At 39.8% G+C, this 16773-nt stretch carries 17 protein-coding genes; 5 read left to right on the top strand and 12 right to left on the bottom strand.

Translation table 11 applies throughout. The features are described from left to right. Positions 1 to 49: 49 nt before the first annotated feature. Genes M3193_RS10615 through M3193_RS10595 form a run of 5 tightly spaced genes read right to left on the bottom strand, consistent with a single transcriptional unit; the run spans position 50 to position 5365 of the window. Entirely contained in the window at positions 50 to 673 is a 624-nt protein-coding gene (locus M3193_RS10615; protein WP_251627428.1) for a PepSY domain-containing protein, read from the bottom strand. Positions 674 to 676: 3 nt separating this feature from the next. After that, positions 677 to 2029, bottom strand: coding sequence for a sensor histidine kinase (locus M3193_RS10610; protein WP_251627427.1), 1353 nt, complete (start codon positions 2027 to 2029; stop codon positions 677 to 679). A gap of 4 nt (positions 2030 to 2033) precedes the next feature. Next, the gene (locus M3193_RS10605) at positions 2034 to 2717 is read right to left on the bottom strand and encodes a response regulator transcription factor (protein ID WP_251627425.1); all 684 of its coding nucleotides are present in this window, start codon (positions 2715 to 2717) and stop codon (positions 2034 to 2036) included. A gap of 13 nt (positions 2718 to 2730) precedes the next feature. After that, positions 2731 to 4182: an SLC13 family permease gene (locus M3193_RS10600; RefSeq protein ID WP_251627423.1), complete on the bottom strand. Its 1452-nt coding sequence runs from the start codon at positions 4180 to 4182 to the stop codon at positions 2731 to 2733. 16 nt (positions 4183 to 4198) lie between these two features. After that, positions 4199 to 5365, bottom strand: coding sequence for a glycerate kinase family protein (locus tag M3193_RS10595; RefSeq protein WP_251627421.1), 1167 nt, complete (start codon positions 5363 to 5365; stop codon positions 4199 to 4201). 235 nt (positions 5366 to 5600) lie between these two features. Here M3193_RS10595 and M3193_RS10590 point away from each other — a divergent pair, with 235 nt between their 5' ends. Then, a complete protein-coding gene (locus M3193_RS10590; RefSeq protein WP_435372041.1) occupies positions 5601 to 6020 on the top strand; it encodes a CidA/LrgA family holin-like protein in 420 nt (139 codons plus the stop codon). Further along, a complete protein-coding gene (locus M3193_RS10585; RefSeq protein WP_251627419.1) occupies positions 5990 to 6682 on the top strand; it encodes an LrgB family protein in 693 nt (230 codons plus the stop codon). Before M3193_RS10590 ends, M3193_RS10585 begins: the two co-directional genes overlap by 31 nt. A gap of 65 nt (positions 6683 to 6747) precedes the next feature. Here the strand turns inward: M3193_RS10585 and M3193_RS10580 are convergent, their stop codons facing one another. The 6 genes from M3193_RS10580 to M3193_RS10555 all read right to left on the bottom strand — a co-directional run bounded on the left by M3193_RS10580 (position 6748) and on the right by M3193_RS10555 (position 13356). Next, on the bottom strand, positions 6748 to 7227 hold the full coding sequence (locus M3193_RS10580) for a nucleoside deaminase (protein ID WP_251627417.1): 480 nt from the start codon (positions 7225 to 7227) through the stop codon (positions 6748 to 6750). 69 nt (positions 7228 to 7296) lie between these two features. Then, positions 7297 to 8223, bottom strand: coding sequence for a ketopantoate reductase family protein (locus tag M3193_RS10575; protein ID WP_251627415.1), 927 nt, complete (start codon positions 8221 to 8223; stop codon positions 7297 to 7299). Between the two features lie 111 nt (positions 8224 to 8334). Next, positions 8335 to 9855 carry an allantoin permease gene (gene allW / locus M3193_RS10570; RefSeq protein WP_251627413.1) on the bottom strand — a complete coding sequence of 507 codons (1521 nt, stop codon included), beginning with the start codon at positions 9853 to 9855 and terminating at the stop codon, positions 8335 to 8337. A gap of 88 nt (positions 9856 to 9943) precedes the next feature. Further along, the gene (locus M3193_RS10565; protein WP_251628258.1) at positions 9944 to 11173 is read right to left on the bottom strand and encodes an amidase; all 1230 of its coding nucleotides are present in this window, start codon (positions 11171 to 11173) and stop codon (positions 9944 to 9946) included. A gap of 51 nt (positions 11174 to 11224) precedes the next feature. Continuing rightward, positions 11225 to 12490, bottom strand: coding sequence for an amidohydrolase family protein (locus M3193_RS10560; RefSeq protein ID WP_251627411.1), 1266 nt, complete (start codon positions 12488 to 12490; stop codon positions 11225 to 11227). A 110-nt stretch (positions 12491 to 12600) separates the two neighbouring features. Beyond that, positions 12601 to 13356 carry an SDR family NAD(P)-dependent oxidoreductase gene (locus tag M3193_RS10555; RefSeq protein WP_251627409.1) on the bottom strand — a complete coding sequence of 252 codons (756 nt, stop codon included), beginning with the start codon at positions 13354 to 13356 and terminating at the stop codon, positions 12601 to 12603. A 249-nt stretch (positions 13357 to 13605) separates the two neighbouring features. Here M3193_RS10555 and M3193_RS10550 point away from each other — a divergent pair, with 249 nt between their 5' ends. Then, on the top strand, positions 13606 to 14574 hold the full coding sequence (locus M3193_RS10550) for an aromatic acid exporter family protein (protein ID WP_251627407.1): 969 nt from the start codon (positions 13606 to 13608) through the stop codon (positions 14572 to 14574). Positions 14575 to 14752: 178 nt separating this feature from the next. Here the strand turns inward: M3193_RS10550 and M3193_RS10545 are convergent, their stop codons facing one another. Further along, the gene (locus tag M3193_RS10545) at positions 14753 to 15880 is read right to left on the bottom strand and encodes an acyltransferase family protein (RefSeq protein WP_251627405.1); all 1128 of its coding nucleotides are present in this window, start codon (positions 15878 to 15880) and stop codon (positions 14753 to 14755) included. Between the two features lie 176 nt (positions 15881 to 16056). Here M3193_RS10545 and M3193_RS10540 point away from each other — a divergent pair, with 176 nt between their 5' ends. After that, positions 16057 to 16377 carry a YbjQ family protein gene (locus M3193_RS10540; protein ID WP_251627403.1) on the top strand — a complete coding sequence of 107 codons (321 nt, stop codon included), beginning with the start codon at positions 16057 to 16059 and terminating at the stop codon, positions 16375 to 16377. Between the two features lie 3 nt (positions 16378 to 16380). Beyond that, positions 16381 to 16614: a hypothetical protein gene (locus tag M3193_RS10535; RefSeq protein ID WP_251627402.1), complete on the top strand. Its 234-nt coding sequence runs from the start codon at positions 16381 to 16383 to the stop codon at positions 16612 to 16614. Positions 16615 to 16773: the final 159 nt, after the last annotated feature.

The following is a 16773-nucleotide window of genomic DNA, read 5'->3' as shown; positions in this document are numbered from 1 at the left end:
AAGTGGTAGAAACTATAACTCGAAACATTAAAAATTCCTTGGCGGCATGTTAATCATCGTCGGTAATACCTTCAGTTTCGTCGTCATGATCGTCATCATCATACCTTTGTTTTTTCGGGATGGATGACACTGAGGATACTTTACCTGTGTCTGATTGAACATATACATGAGCAACTTCTTTCACGCTGTCAATTGTTACTTTATAATGATCACCTTTTTGTGTAGTGACTTTTTCAACATTCGTAATGATTCCATGGGCTTGCTTCAAAGCAATTTCTATTGCCTTCTTTTCATATATCGCCTCCAGCTTTTCTTCATTTATATTTATCCTGCCGTCTACAGGATCTTTAATGCCGGGGATGTCGATAGTATCGCTAACGACTTTCCCTCCTGCGGAATCAAGTTCGTCTTTCTTCTCAAGAAGTTTTATTGTATTCACTTTTTTGTTTTTCCCATCGACTACCAAAAAATAAACACCTCTATCGTTCTCAAGCGTTATTTCATAGTCGCCATTTTGCTTGGCATAGTCGAGCACTTTTCCACCGTAGAGCTTTATAGCTATATCTTGGGCTTCTTGTTCCGTGAATTCCGCTGAAGAATCACTAAAAATCTGAAACAGCGAAAACAATAGGCCAAGAATAATAAAACCTATCAGAAGGAGCTTCACCTTCATTTTTTATACCTCCAGCTTCGGAAGGGTTACGATAAAATTTGAACCCATTCCCTCTACACTTTCAAGAATGATTTTGCCGTCATGCTGCTCTACGACCTTTTTTGCAATTGCCAGGCCAAGCCCTGTTCCGCCCGTTTTGCGGCTTCGCGTCTTATCAACCCGGAACATTCTATCAAACACAAAGGCTTGTGCATCTTTCGGTATGCCGACTCCCCTGTCTTTCACCGTAATACTTACAAAGCCGTTACTTTCCGTCATTTCCACCGTTATGCTGTCGTCACTGTACTTGTTGGCATTATCAAGTAAAATAACAAGCAATTGAACAAAGCTTTGTTCATGTATTTTGACGTAACTATAACCGGAATCATTCAGAAAGTGAATTGTATGTTTAAAGGACGGTTGCAGCCGCTGAATCGTGCTTCGAACAATGGCGGCAATATCCACCACTTCTTTTTCATATTCAATACCCTCTTCCACTTTCGCCAATTGCAAAAGCTGTTCGGTTAAATATTTCATATGGCGTGATTCCGATTCAATTGAGTAGATAGCTTCCTCAAGCATATCCGGTCTCTCTTTCCCCCAACGCTTCAACATTTTTATGTAACTATCTATGACCGTCAAAGGCGTCTTCAATTCATGAGAAGCATCTGAAACAAATTGTTCTTGCTTTAAGTAGCTCGCTTCTAGCTTTATCATCATCCGATTAAAGGTCATGGCCATTTTATTTATTTCATCCTTCGATTCACATGCAACAGCAATCTTTTCAAATGACCCTCTTTTTTCAATCGTGTTCATCGTATTCGTCAATCGTTGAATCGGCAGTAGAATTATCCTTCCTACAAAACCGCTTGTGAAATATAAAATGATTATAACGACTATGGTGGTCATCACTAACACCCATTTTAATTCCTGTATATTTTCATACAACAGATCAATATTCTCAATCAACTGCAGGTTGATAATTTCCCCGCCTTCACTTATTGCAGGAATAGAAACGATAGCAAACATCGAATCTTCAAATTCAAAGACTCCCTCAAACTGTTTTTCATGATAACTTGATGGAATTTGCCGATAGATATTGTCAGTGAAAACCTGAATGGATGGGTGCCTTCCCTTTTTAACTACAGTTCGGATCAGTCCGTCACTAAGTAAATATGCTTGCAACATAGATTCCATTGAAATTTCCGGTTTCTCGTTCATTTCTATAAGAATATGATTGGAGATGTTCGACAAGCGATTTAGTTCTGATGAAATACTTGTGTTTTTAAAGATAAAATAAATGCTCGTATTTGCAGCTAATAACAGCACGATTAATACAACCGTCGTAAATAACTGTATTCTCGTTTGCAATTTCATGATGTTAATCCTTTATCATATAACCGACACTACGGACAGTTTGAATGAATGATTCTTCCTTTGAGTCAATTAATTTCTTTCGTAAATAGCGGATGTAAACATCTACAATATTTGTATCTCCATAATAATCATAGCCCCATACTTCTGTTAAAATTTGTTCGCGCTCTATCGCCTGATTTTTATTCGTCACCAAGTAGAGCAGCAAATTATATTCCTTCGGAGTCAACTCCACTAAATTGCCGAATTTGTACACTTCTCTCGTATTTGTATTGATCTCAACAGAACCAATCTTATGGATTGTTTTTTTCACCGAGACGCTTTTCGGCTTAAAACGCAGGTTCGTGCGGATTCTGGCCAGCAGTTCCTCAATTTCGAATGGTTTTGTGATATAATCATTAGCACCCAAGTCAAGACCGTTCACTTTGTCAAACACTGAACTTCTTGCTGTTAGCATAATAACAATAATTTCGTTATTCGCCTGACGGATACGTCGCAGTACTTCCATTCCGTTTAATTCCGGAATCATGACATCCAGAATCACCAAATCTATCTTTTCCTTTTCAATTAAGGCCATACCCTCCCTGCCTGTGTGGGCAATGCTTACATCATAACCTTCATACTCCAGTTCAAGCTGAATGATTCGGGCAATTTTATTATCATCTTCGATAATTAATATATGGTCAGACATTTTATCACCTCATTTATAAATGCAGTCCTGTCCACTGCCAGTACGTAAAATAAAATAACAGCATGACTAGTAAGTAAATCGGCATTAAAACGGAGCTGATTTTGGCTAGCTGCTTTGCATCGTAGGAAACTTCACCTTCTTCGTAGAAAAGCAGTAATGCCTTCGAGCTGACAGGTACCGTTATGCAGTAATTCATCCCTATTAAACTTAGAAAAACTACCGCGGCTGGGTCCATTCCAATACTTTGACTGAACAATATAAAACTTGGGATGAAGACAATCGCCCTTGTCGTATGAGATGTAATATATAAATGGCTCGTAATAGTTACAAGTAAAATAATACTTACAACCACCCACTCAGGCGCCTCGCTAAACAGGTGAATAGCGCTGAACATCCCTTTCTCTATCCAAGAGACAACACCAGTATCTACTAAGACTTGGCCAAGTGCAGTTGCCGCAGCTACAAATAGAATAAGATTCCATGATACCGCCTTGATTCCTTGTTTCCAAGTGATCACTCCATAGTTTGGAAGCATGACTAACACCGAGCCAAGCATCGTAATGAAAGCAATATCATAACCATGGATGCTCTCTGACAGCCAGCCGGCCATCAAAATAAATATAATGACCAATGTCTTTTTTTCGTTTTTCCCAAATGGTCTATTCGGCAAAGTATCATTTCTGATTTCCGTCGATTCAAATTTGTTCGATGCTTCTTTTGGCCATAACATGAACTTTATAACCACGACTGAAATAATAGTGATAATGAGGGCGAACGGTACACCCCAAATAAGCCATTGGACAAAGGAAATGGACTGTCCGACCGTCGTTTCCAATAACCCTATTCCAATCAGGTGGGAGCCGGCTCCTATTAATGTTGCGGAAGTACTCATTAAAATAACGACTGGCGCCATGATTGCCAACACGCTTTGTTCCTTAGCGGAAAACTTGTTGCGCAACTGTTCCAACATCGGCATGGAAAGAGCGGCCCTTCCAGAAGTGGATGGGATAAAAAAGGCGGAGGCGAACAATGCCGACGAAACACCTCCTAGCACTCTATTCTTATTGCTGGAGTATTTTACGATCGACTCAACGAAACGCGTTGCAAGCCCTGATTGTTTGACCGCTTCACCTATAATAAATGAGCCGACCATCAACCATACAATCTCCTCCGAAAGGGAATTGTAGAGGAGCTCTGGTTTACCTGCCTTAAATAATACAATAAATATGAGTAGCGAGACCGCCACGAACCCCGCAGGAATTTTGGTCGCCACCCATAAAGTCATAGCAGACAAGAATGCAAATAGAGAAACCTTGGCAGCATAGCCAAGTTGGGCGGCTGAAGCAATGATCATCAAGTAGAAGACATGGACACTAATAATCCCTAATGTTGCTGTTGGAATTCTGTCGACTAGAGCAACTGCGAAGCTTTCTTTTGTCCTTCTCTTATTCATTCTCGTAATCATCGGTCCACCACCTCATCTATGCCATTTTTCTTCTAGCAATCCGTAAGCCTACGCTCACTTGGCGAAGAACTGCTACAATACTGTCTTCAATCCATTGGGGTGCTTTGCTGATCGCCTTTTCCAATGTCGTCGGTTTTTGAATGATGCTTGAATATGCATCGATACCCGCCTGGTAGTTTAGGTCTGCACCTTTACCGATCGTACCTGTAATCGCTATAACCGGAATTTGATTCTTTTTCGCAATCCTAGCCACTTCAGCTGGAATTTTTCCGTTCGGTGTTTGAAAATCGATACTGCCTTCCGCAGTGAGTACAATATCCGCCCCTGCAATTTTTTCCTCTATATCAATATAATTTTTAATAATATCGAACCTTGGGTGAAGGGTTGCGCCTGTAAAGGCAATTAATCCTGCTCCAAGTCCGCCGGATGCGCCACTGCCTGGCAATGTCCTGACATCGAGTGAACTATTCTTTTGAATTAAAGCAGCATAGTGCTCCAGTGCTGCCGACAATTTTTCCACTTGGTGGGGAGTCGCTCCTTTTTGTGGGCCAAAGACTCGAGCTACCCCTTTCTCCCCGCAAAGTACGTTCGTCCAATTGCATGCCACGTCGATGGAAACATCCGCCAATCGTTTGTCTACATGTGTTGAATCTATATGGGCAACCTTTAGCAAATCTTCACCCCCCTGGATGAGTAGCTGCTTGCGATGATGATCAAAAAACTTCACTCCAAGAGCTTGTGCCATTCCCGAGCCGCCATCTGATGTACCGGAATCCCCACACCCAATAAGGATATTATCGACTCCAAGATCAAGGGCTGCGAGTATCAGTTCACCTACCCCGTATGTAGTCGTTTTCAACGGGTTTCTTTGATCTCGGGGAACATGCTTCAACCCAGCAACAGCCGCCATTTCAATTACAGCCGTCCGTTTATCGTTCTCAGTAAAAACCCCAAAATGGCTTACAATTTTCTCTCCAACAGGGCCCGTCACTTCTTTATGAATTAATTCACCGGCCTTTAAGCTCACAATTGTTTTTGCAAACCCTTCCCCTCCGTCAATCATCGGGACAACTACAACTTCAATTTCCTCATCAAACCGCCTTACCCCTTTAGCCATCGCGATCGCAACCTCTTCTGCATCTAAACATTCCTTAAACCCCGATGGTACAATTACAATCTTCATGTGAATTTCCTCCTCGAAATCATTAATAACTGTAATGTACCTATCAAAAGCTAATATATTTTGAGAGATAGATTAATAAATGATTAGAAATGGAGGATATTTAGTCTGTGAAACGACCTATTCCAGTGTTGTAAAGGGAGGAGAGCAATGATATACTTCCAACTGCGAAAGGCAAATGAAGGGTTGGTCATCAGGAAAAGAAAAATTTTAGTAAATAGAAAGGAAGTTTTTTCAAATGAAGCAACACATTATGAAAACTCTCCTCGTTGTTTTGCAAATTTGTATTTTATATATATTTTCGTATGTTGGAAACGTTATTCAGAACTTTTTCCACTTAGTCATTCCGGGCAGTATTATAGGACTCTTATTACTATTCACTTGTTTATGTTTTAAAATTATTCCGGTGAAATGGATAGAAAGTGGAGCGGGATTTCTACTCAGTTTATTAATGTTATTTTTTATCCCGACAACAGTCGGTGTCATGAACTATTCCTCGTTACTCTCTTTTCAAGGTGCACTGTTCATCCTTGCTGTTCTAGTAAGTACAGTCATTTCCATTGCAATTACAGGTACGGCAGGACAATTTTTTGAGAAAAAGGCACAAAACAGAAAGGGTGATCAAGAATGCAGCAAGCCACACTCGCCTTCTGCATGATTTTAGTAACCATCATTGCATATCTAGCGATGGCTAAAGTCTATAAGCGGTATTCTTACTCATTTCTCATACCTGTTTTAACTGCGACTACGATTATTATCATTATCTTGTCTTTGTTTCATATTTCATATGACAGCTATATGGTTGGAGGGCAATGGATCAGCTCCCTATTAGGTCCATCCGTTGTCGCACTTGCCTATCCTTTGTATAACCAACGCCGTTTTTTACTTGATAACCTTTTGCCAATACTAGGAGGCGTACTTGTTGGCGCCAGTTCCGGAATGGTGAGTGTTGCCCTTCTCGCTAAGCTTCTCCGAATCGACCACTCATTGGCCCTTTCCCTTATCCCGAAATCCCTTACGACTCCTATTGCAATTGAAGTCGCGAAAGGGTTGGGCGGAAGTGCATCACTGGCGGTTGTCTGTGTTATGATTGCAGGTATCTTTGGCGCAATAGTTGCACCTTCTATTTTTACGTGGTTGCGCGTGCATACGGCGATCGGCCGAGGTATTGCCCTTGGCAGCGCATCACATGCGATAGGGACTGCTAAAGCCGCTGAATACGGTGAACTAACCTTTTCGATGAGCTCTATCACAATGGCATTAAGTGCAATCATCGGATCCGTTCTTGGACCAATTGTTGTATGGATGTTTCATATTTGAGAATAAGAAAAGTCCAATCTCCTCTTTGAAGATTGGACTTTAACATGTAGTAATTGCTTTGTTTATCATTTGCTTGCATGGAACTGACGATGGAGTTCGCGAACTTGTTCAGCTAGTTCAGGGACAGGACCGTCAATTGCCGTATCACGGATGACATCCTGAATAGAAAGATTACGAACGCGTGATGGAGCAACCCCCATTTCATTTAACCACTGTTCCAGTTGTTTGGAGGAACTTGCGTATACAATCCGGCCTAGCCCTACCCACCCGTGAGCCGCAGCGCACATAGGACAGTGTTCACCAGAGGTATATACTGTTGCCTTGCTTCTCTCTTCAGGCGTCATGTTCGCAGCCGCCCATCGCGCCAATGCAAATTCGGGATGCTGCGTATGGTCGCCGCCTGCAACGTGGTTATGATCTTCTGCTAGTACTTCTCCGTTAGCTGAGACCAGGACTGAACCAAATGGCTCGTCCCCCTTCTCTAGCGCAGTTCCCGCTAATTCAATACAACGTCGCAGGTGCTTCAAATCTGAATTACTAATCATAATTGAATCCTCCTAGTTTGCATTACTTCCACAAGATCAAATTGAACAGATGGATCAGCTCATTGTTGGTTAGGTTAAATAACTTTTTTCTTTTGCCAACACTAAATTGACGAGCATTTCATTGATCGGAACTTCCAGGCCAAGTTCTTTTGCCTTTTGAACAACTCCGCCATTAATAGCCATAATCTCAGTTCTTCTTTTATTTAGTACATCTACCAACATTGAAGTCTGGTTTGGCGCAGTTTTCCTAGCCAAGTCTTTAATAATAGAGGAATCAGTAAAACGTAAAGGAATGCCCGCTTTTTTGGCAACCATCAGACATTCTTCCGCAATTTTATCCTGTAGGTTAGAAGTCTCCTCGTTTTCAACCAACTCGCCGTTTCTCAGGCCGGTTAGTGCACCCAATGGATTAATACCGCAATTGCCAATTAACTTCTCCCAAATTAATGACATGACATTTTCGGAAACCTTGGATTCCCCAAGTTTTTCATGGTCGAACATGCGTTGAATCTCTTTGATCCGCTCAGTGACTTTACCATTAATCTCACCAATGACAGTACCCCCACTACCTGTGTGGAGGATCACACCAGGCTCCTCAATGTAGCCAGCTGTACTCGTATTCCCAGCAATAATTTTATCTTCATCAATAAACGCAGCGATTTTTTCAATATTACCGATACCGTTCTGTAAAGTTAACACAATCGTATTGTCGCCAAAGAGATCTTTATTTTGCTCCATAGCAATTTCCGTGATATATGTTTTGACTAAAACGATGACTACATCAAGTTCTTCTCCGATCTCTCTACCATCAGTGAACGCCTTGAGATTCGTATACACCTTTTTTTCGTCACCATGCAAGATTGTAAGTCCTTTAGAATTGATTGCGTCTATATGTTCCTTAAATATATCGATTAAGTAGACGTCATGTCCCGTTTCGGATAAGACAGCACCATACAGTCCGCCTATGGCTCCCGCGCCGATGATACCAATTTTCATACAAACTCAACCTTTCTATTACCTGTTCATCCATACTGCAACGAGCTCATTATATCATCCATTGCAACGAGTGATTGTTTGGACCGTTTATAAACCATCCAGCCATCCGTGTCATACAGATAGTTTGTTGGCAAAGAATTTTACAAGCAAGCCATACGCTATGAATGCTGTAACAAAACCAATTATCCAAGAAATTTCGGAGATGCTTGAAAGTAATGGTATGAAATTACCACTTAGAGATACGACTACTCCTAAAATCGTTGCAATATATGCATTCTTATTGACACCCTTATACTTACTAACAGCTGTCGGATCATTCGTATCGTAATATAGTTGGTCAAGATCAATCTCTTTTTTAGTTACGAAGAAAAATTGATAGATCATAACACCAGTTATAGGACCTAAAATGGCGCCAACTCCGCTCAAGAAGGTATAAATACTGTCAGGGTTCTCCATTAGTTTCCACGGCATAATCAAGAAACCGATGATACTCGCAATGAATACTCCCCTTCGATAAGTAACCCATTTAGGGAAGAGCGCAGTTAATTGATAAGCAGCTGGAGTGACATTTGCCGTTACATTTGAGTTGACAGTAATCAGCAATAAAATAAGCATTGCAAAGAATACGGCCGGCAAACTATCCCACTTATTAATTACGTTTAACACATCCCATTGTTCCATTCCATAATAAATGGAACTACCGATGAGAATGGAGATGCTAGTAAAAGCAAAAATGATGTAGCCAATAATTAAGCTCAATGACTGTCCAATCATTTGGTCTCTGTTTGACTTTGCATTTTGCGTAAAATCAGCAACGCTTGTTGTTGGTGCAGCCCAGAATGCCAATACCGCACTAATGATCAAAATGTAAGCAAAAAGAGGGTTGATGGATTGAGTCGGTCCTTCAATGGCGTAGTTTAAAATATTACCGAAACCACCGCCAACGATAACTCCCCAAATTCCCATGGAGATAAACAGAACATAAATGAAGACTGTTAATACTGTATTGAATTTATTTAAAAATCCGCTCCCACTTATGCCGAGCGCTACATTCACAAGCCAAAAGATTATAAAACATACTAGTCCCGGCAGTCCGATTCCGAGGAAAGTAACGTCACCACCAACTTTCAAGAAGCTTGGCCATAACTTTCCGATTATAATAAGCAGAGCTTGAGATCCCACGAAGGTTTGTAAACCGAACCAACCGATCGCCACTACAATACCACGTAAAATGCCCGGAAGTTTAGCTCCAGCCGCTCCATATGTCGCCCGCAAATGGAGAGCGAAGGGAATACCGTATTTTGAACCTGCTTGTCCATTAAAAGCCATGAATAGACCAGTTATAATGGCACCAAGTATCAATGCTATCATTATATTCAGAGGCGCAATTCCTAAAACTATTAAACCACCCACTGCAGCGTAATTCGGGATATTATGTAAGTTGCCCATCCATAATGTGAAATAATTCAAGGGACTCATGTTTCGTTTATCTTTTGTTTTTGGTAACAAGTCTTCATTATCGTACCCTCTAGACTTGAATATCGTAACTTCTTCTTGCGTTACCTTTATTTCCTCTTGAGCAGCCGCGCTCATGCCTTTTTGTTGTGTTGCCCCAATACCTAGTTGACTCATATTGACCCAAACCTCCCGGAGGAATGATAATTACCTAGTTCATTTCTTAAAAAGAGCCGGATAATGTATCCGGCTAACTTTCAGGTTTTCATTTACTATAACTATCAACTAAATCCACAGCAGTTTTCGCTAGCTGTAGATCACATCCACGGGCTCCAATTATTGATATGCCAAGTGGCACATCATGTTGTTTAACTAACGGTAACGTAATCTGTGGAGTGCCGGATAAAGGCGAAATACATAACAGGTTACTAGATTGTGCACGGACGGCATTTATATCATCTGCAGAGCTATCCCGCAAAGGTGCTACGGAAGCAGCTGTAGGTAAACAAAGCAATGCGCCGTCTTTCAAAACCTCATTCATTCTCTCAATAATCGGTTCCCTTTTCGTTAATGCCTCTTTATACTCGCTCAAAGTAATGGTAGATGCCCATTGTAAGCGTTCTTTGGGACCAGGTGAAAGATGCGGACGATGTTTTCTTATCCAGCCACCGTAGCTCTCCCAAACTTCATACCCTTGAATGATTCTAAAGACTTCGGTCCATTCTTCTAAGCCGTTTGGACTCAGTCTTACATGTTCAACATGAGCAAAATGTTGTTTTAGATGGGTAACAGCTGGCTGCAATGCCTCTGAAACATCATTGTTGATCGAATCAAAGCAATCATCAGCGATGAGCAACTTTGTAAATGCAACTTTTTCTGTGTCTTGTCCTAATATCTCTTCAGAAACTCGCCTGAAAATCTCTGTATTTCGGGCTACGTATCCTAGAACATCCATGCTCTCACAATAAGGTGCCTCGCCATCGTTCGCCACTCGGCCATAAGTAGGGCGCATTCCTAGTATTCCGGTGTAACTTGCTGGAACCCGAACAGACCCTAAGCAGTCGCTTCCAATGGCGAAATCGACTAAACCGCCTGCTGTTGCAACTCCCGTTCCGCTCGAAGACCCTCCTGCAAAACGTCTAGGATCATGAGGGTTAATGGGTGAACCATAATTCCAGTTTTCACCGCTGATGCTGTAACATAGCTCGTCGCAAACCGTTTTTCCTACTAAATCGGCTCCTGCAGATAATAATTTTGTTACAATGCTAGAAGTGAAGTCATCTGGAGCATGCGTCCGCAGCCATTCCGGATGCCCATTACTATACGTGCTTCCCAAAATCTTAAATACGTCTTTTACTGCAAACACTAGGTCTTCAAGTTTCCCTTCACCCGTTCCTTCAAGGGCAATATGGTTTTCTCGAACAAACGCTTGCAGCGCATCATAAGGCGGATTGTGTGAGACAGTTAGTCGATCATTAGTTAACATAGTATTCACAGTCAATAGTTTTCACCTTTCTGGATTAAAAATAATAGTTGAAATATGTTATTAATCTTCCATCAATACAGGTGCCAAATCTTGTGTCAATTCATTTTGGACGATGATCTTGCCATTTTTAATGACATAACGAATCAATGGCTGATCATTCACTAGATTACTCAAATCCTTACAATCATAGATGACTACATCAGCATTTTTCCCAACTTCCAAACCGTACGTCTCCGTAATTCCGATAGCTTTGGCTGCGTTATAAGTTACCATATCCAAAACCGAACGGCGCTGTGCAGCGGAGCCCATTTGTTGTGAAACTTGCAGTAAGTACCCGACGGCAATTAAATCAGCATTGCCAAACGGTGTGAAAGCATTTCGGATATTATTTGAGGAATAGGCAAGATTTACGCCGCGCTCCATCATCGCCAATACAGGTGCCATGCCGCGAGGAATATTCTTTCTCTCCGCGCGTCCCGTCATAAACATGTCTGTCACTGGCAGCGGTACGATTGAAACTTCTGCTTTCGCGATTTTATCAAAAATAGGCGCTGCTACTTCTGGATCCAGTGACCCTAAAGTTGTAACATGTCCGATTGCAACTCTGCCTTGGTATCCTCGTTCGATTGTCATATCACAAATTAATTCGATGCATGTATTTTGAGGATCATTCGCATCGGTGCCAAAATCGGCATGCATATCAATCGGTAAGTTGTATTTTTCCGCCAAGTCAAAAACGATTTCCAGTTGTTTTTTAGTATCATCCATCGTCTTTTCACTATAAGGACAACCCCCAACTACGTCTGCTCCCATTTTGATGGATTCTTCCATCATCTCGAGTACTCCGGGGGATTGAATGATGCCTTCTTGAGGGAATGCAACAATCTGCATATCTAGAACATCTTTAAATTTCTCTTTTAAATCTAGAAGCACTTCCACTCCAAGCGTCTTTTCGAAGGGATCCACGTCAGGATGTGCTCTCATGATCGTTGTTCCATTTAACACCGACCACCTGATCACTCGTTCAGCTCGTTCCTTTACATCTTCGTATGTATATAATTTCTTTAGTTCAGCAGTATTCTTCAGAGCTTCCTCTAAAGTGCCTGATAGATTCGGTTTACGCTCTTCCAGAAAAGCTTTATCTGGATGAATATGACTTTCAATGAGTGTTGGCAGTACCGCATTGCCTTTTGCATCAATCTCTCTTGAGTTATTGTCATTTTGAATATGAGCAGCTATTTCTACAATCTTGCCGCCACTTATTTTAATGTCTTTAAGAGCCTCGCCATCTTTGATATGTGCTTTTCTTATTAGTAGATTACCCATGTAAAAATGCCTCCTAAAAAATCGTATTCATCCCTAGGTCTTACACAATTACTTGGCCAATTTTAAACGGGTTGACTCGTGTCAACCCGTCTTAAAAATGCATTCCTTACTTACGCAATGGATTGTCCACCATCGATTTTCATTTCAACTCCGTTGATATGCTGAGCTTTGTCGCTTGCCAAGAAGGCTGAGAAAGCGGCAACTTCTTCAGGGCTGCCCACACGTCCGGATGGAATAGAAGCTACTTGTCTGGCTGCTGCTGGATGTTCTTGCTCAATCGCGTATCGCACCATTGGCGTATCGACTAATCCTGGGCAAAGTGAAACAGCGCGAATGCCATCTTTAGCGTAACTGAATGTCAGCTGTTTCGTGTATCCAACAACCGCGTGCTTAGAAGTGATATATGCCGCATCGCCGACACCTGCAATTGTTCCTCCAATGGAAGCAATATTAATGAAAGTTCCTTTCTTTTTCTCAAGCATATGAGGTAAAAGTTCATTCGTCAGTAAATAGACTCCTTTTACGTTTACAGCCATAATTCTATCCCATTCTTCTTCCGTAATATCGAGAGAAGCTTTGAAATCGGCCAAAATAGCCGCATTATTAACACAAATATCTACTGTCCCAAACTCTTTTAGAGCCTCGTTGACCAATTTATGTACTTCTTCTTTTTTAGAAACGTCAGCAACAACACTGAGTACAGTACCATTATTATCTTCAATTAATTTTGCTGTTTCAGCTAATCCTGTTTCATTCACATCAGTAATGACGATCTTTGCGCCTTCTTTTGCGTATTCAATTGCTTGTGCTCTTCCTAGACCCGACGCAGCTCCTGTAATCATTGCAACTTTTTCTTCTAATAACATAATAACCCTCCTAAATTTTTAAGAAATTGCTATTCAATTAGATATAAAAAGTGAAGCGTTTACATTTATAATTGTAAGCCACTTCTGAAGTTATATCAAATATTCATTACTATAATTGGTATAAAAAACCATATACAAAAATAATTTATTTATTCTATAAGCTCAATTACTTTAAAGACCGAGCACAGAACTAAACTAATTACAGTTTTCTTGGGTATAATAAGTTTATAGAAATAGTAGGTGATGCTAATGGTAGGAATGGGATATCGGACAATTAAAACTGCAATCGGTGCAGGACTAGCAATTTGGATTGCAAGTTTATTCGATTTGGAATTTTCGTCATTTGCAGCGATTATCGTTATTATGTGTATTGAGAAGACAAAAAAAAGAACATTGCATTCCATCCGGAAGAAGTTCTTCGCGTCTTTATTATCTTTACTTCTCGGATCCATCTGTTTTGAATTATTGGGGTATCATCCCTTTGTCTTAACTCTATTCATCTTATTTTTTGTTCCACTTCTTGTAAAAGCACGCATTCAAGAAGGTTTTGTCACAAGCATCGTTGTTCTATTGCATATATATACCGTCAAAGAAGCTAATCTTGAAATCTTATTGAATGAACTCTTTATTATTTTAATCGGCATTGGAATCGCCTTACTTGTAAACAGCATTATGCCAAGCTTTACAAATGAAATTAAAAAGTATAGAACCGAAATTGAACATAAATTCAGCGTTATTCTTTATCAATTCTCCCTGCTTTTAAAAGATAGTGAGCATAAGTGGGATGGCAAAGAGGTAAGCGACGTAGAAAATATCTTGAACGAAGCTAAAAACATCGCAATACAAGATGTAGAAAATCATCTGCTGCGAAGAGAAAATAAGCATTATTATTATCTCGAAATGCGGGAGGATCAACTGGAAATCCTAAAACAAATGGTTGGGATCATCAGCATTGTTTCTTCGTCAGCATTGGACGTCAAACAAAGAGGGATGCTTGCCGATATCTTTCTGAATATCAGTCAACATGTGGATTCGGGAGATACGACGATTGCACTGAAGCTTGTAGAGGAATACGAAGAATCCATACGGGAAACAGAATTACCGAAGACAAGGGAAGAATTTGAAATCCGCGCAAATCTATTTTATTTAAACTTCGAGATCAAGAACTACTTAATTATTAAGAAAAACATCTTTAAAAGGGACAGACTCTCGGCTTAGTAAGCCGAGGAATCTGTCCCTTTATTATTTATTTAGTTTTGGTACGGTTCACCTCACCATATTAAATGGTGGTTCTTTATCGTATAAAATTACTAAAGGCCAGCACTTTTATCAAATGCTGAACCTAGTCTGAAACTGTAAATATAAAAAACCGGTTCACACTATATTTGGGATTGCTTTATAAACTTACTTCTTTATCAATCCTTCTTAATCCAAACAAAACTCGTAACACGTTAAATCTTCGAATGATAAAGTGATATAAAATCATAATTATTGTAAATGCTATTGATACTAAAAACGCAGCCTTAACAAATACATCCCACTCCAAGTTATAGATAAAAAAGCCTATAATAATTATGATAGGTTGGTGAAGAACATAAAACGGCATAGCGGCTTCACTAGTATACTTTAATACACCATTTGATACGTTAAGGAATTTATCACCTAGAAAAAGGATATAAAATACTACGTTCCATACCATTATAACTCTAATAACAATAAAAATAGCCCAATTTAACGATAAGCTCATAGGAAACCCATTATACATAACCAAGAATATATATCCAGCCATACTTAGCACACTTAAAAAACCAGCAAAAATTCCTACCCTACGTATAAATTCCCTCAAATTTCCCCTTGTAAAAAAATAGTACCCATAAACATATAAAATGAAATAAAAGACCAATCCCCCCCCCCCTAGATTCACAATAGTATTAGTTGTTAATGCAGATACTATCAATGGGATTGGCATAAACAAATAATGGAAATACCCAAAAACTTTTTCTCCTGCATTTTCTCTTGGCTTTAGAAAAAAAGGTAATGTGAGAAGCGAAAAAAGTAAAAGCGCCAATAGATACCAAAGGTGGTGTCCAAAAAATGCGAAATTACCAGTTCCACCTATTTCTAAGTAGAGCCCATCAAAATAATGAGGGTAAAATTGAAAATACGTCCCTTCATATTGATTATTCGCGATTCTTTCAATATACACTTGAGGAGGTGACAAGAGAAAAATTCCTAGAATTAGAGGGATCCCAAGTCGAAGAAGCCTTTCCCTAATATAACTTTGAGTATTTCTCTTTTTAAGAGCATGAAAAGTAGCTATTCCTGAAATCACAAAAAAAATGGGCATAATCCAATTTCCTATTAAGAGGGAAAAAAACTCAATAGATGAGTTAATGATATTATTCTTAATGTGCCACTCAAAAGAATTAAAAAACATGGAGCAATGATAAAGGAACACGAGGAGCATTGCAAAAACCTTTATCCAGTCCAAATCGTAATGCCTTTCTATTTGATTATTATTCATAAATTCCCTCCCTTGCATAATACTATGTACAATCCAATTAAAACATTTAACGTTTGACCAAGAAAAACGGAATGAGTTTCTCCTTTTTCCTTCCAACGAGATTTTAGCCTAAAATATTCTGGTAAATAACCCCATTCACCTATATAATTATTATTATTGTTAAGGAGCGGATTCAGATGATGATCGTCACAACTGAAAACATTGCTAATCACCAAATTACAGAAGTGTTAGGTCCAGTATTTGGTTTAACCGTAAGAGCAAGAGGAATTGGTAAAGATATTGCTGCTGCTTTTAAGGGGCTAGTAGGCGGAGAAATAAATCAATATACGGAAATGCTTGAAGATGCCAGAAAACAAGCAATGGATCGTATGGTGAAAAATGCTACAACAATGGGTGCAAACGCTATTATTATGATGCGTTTTGACTCTGGTGAAATCGGTCAGAATATGAGTGAAATTGTAGCCTATGGAACAGCAGTTATTGTAGAAAAGAGATAACTAATGAAATGGATTATAGGATTTTACAGTATCCAATTCCTTATTCTCATTGTTTTAATCATAGGATCATGGCTCATTTGGGATCGCCGTTTCAAAACAAAACATGGCAGGCAAGTACCGAAAGGATTCATACGGACAAATGAGATTTCAATTGATCCAATCACAAATAAAAGATTGGTAGTTTACTTCAACCCGGAATCTGGGGAACGCTTTTATAAAGAGGAAAATGAAAATTGAAAAGGGGCCTTTAAAGGCCCCCTTTTCAATTTTTCTACTTTATCCGCCTTTTACTTATGATACGGTTCAATATAGCCCTGATGTATAACTGAATTTTGGCATGCCACTCCTTATCAATACCATTTCAATTCTCTGCTTTACCACCATTTATGATACGTC

Source organism: Sporosarcina luteola (assembly GCF_023715585.1).
Taxonomy (GTDB): domain Bacteria; phylum Bacillota; class Bacilli; order Bacillales_A; family Planococcaceae; genus Sporosarcina; species Sporosarcina luteola_D.
This window is presented reverse-complemented; position numbering and strand designations above follow the sequence as displayed.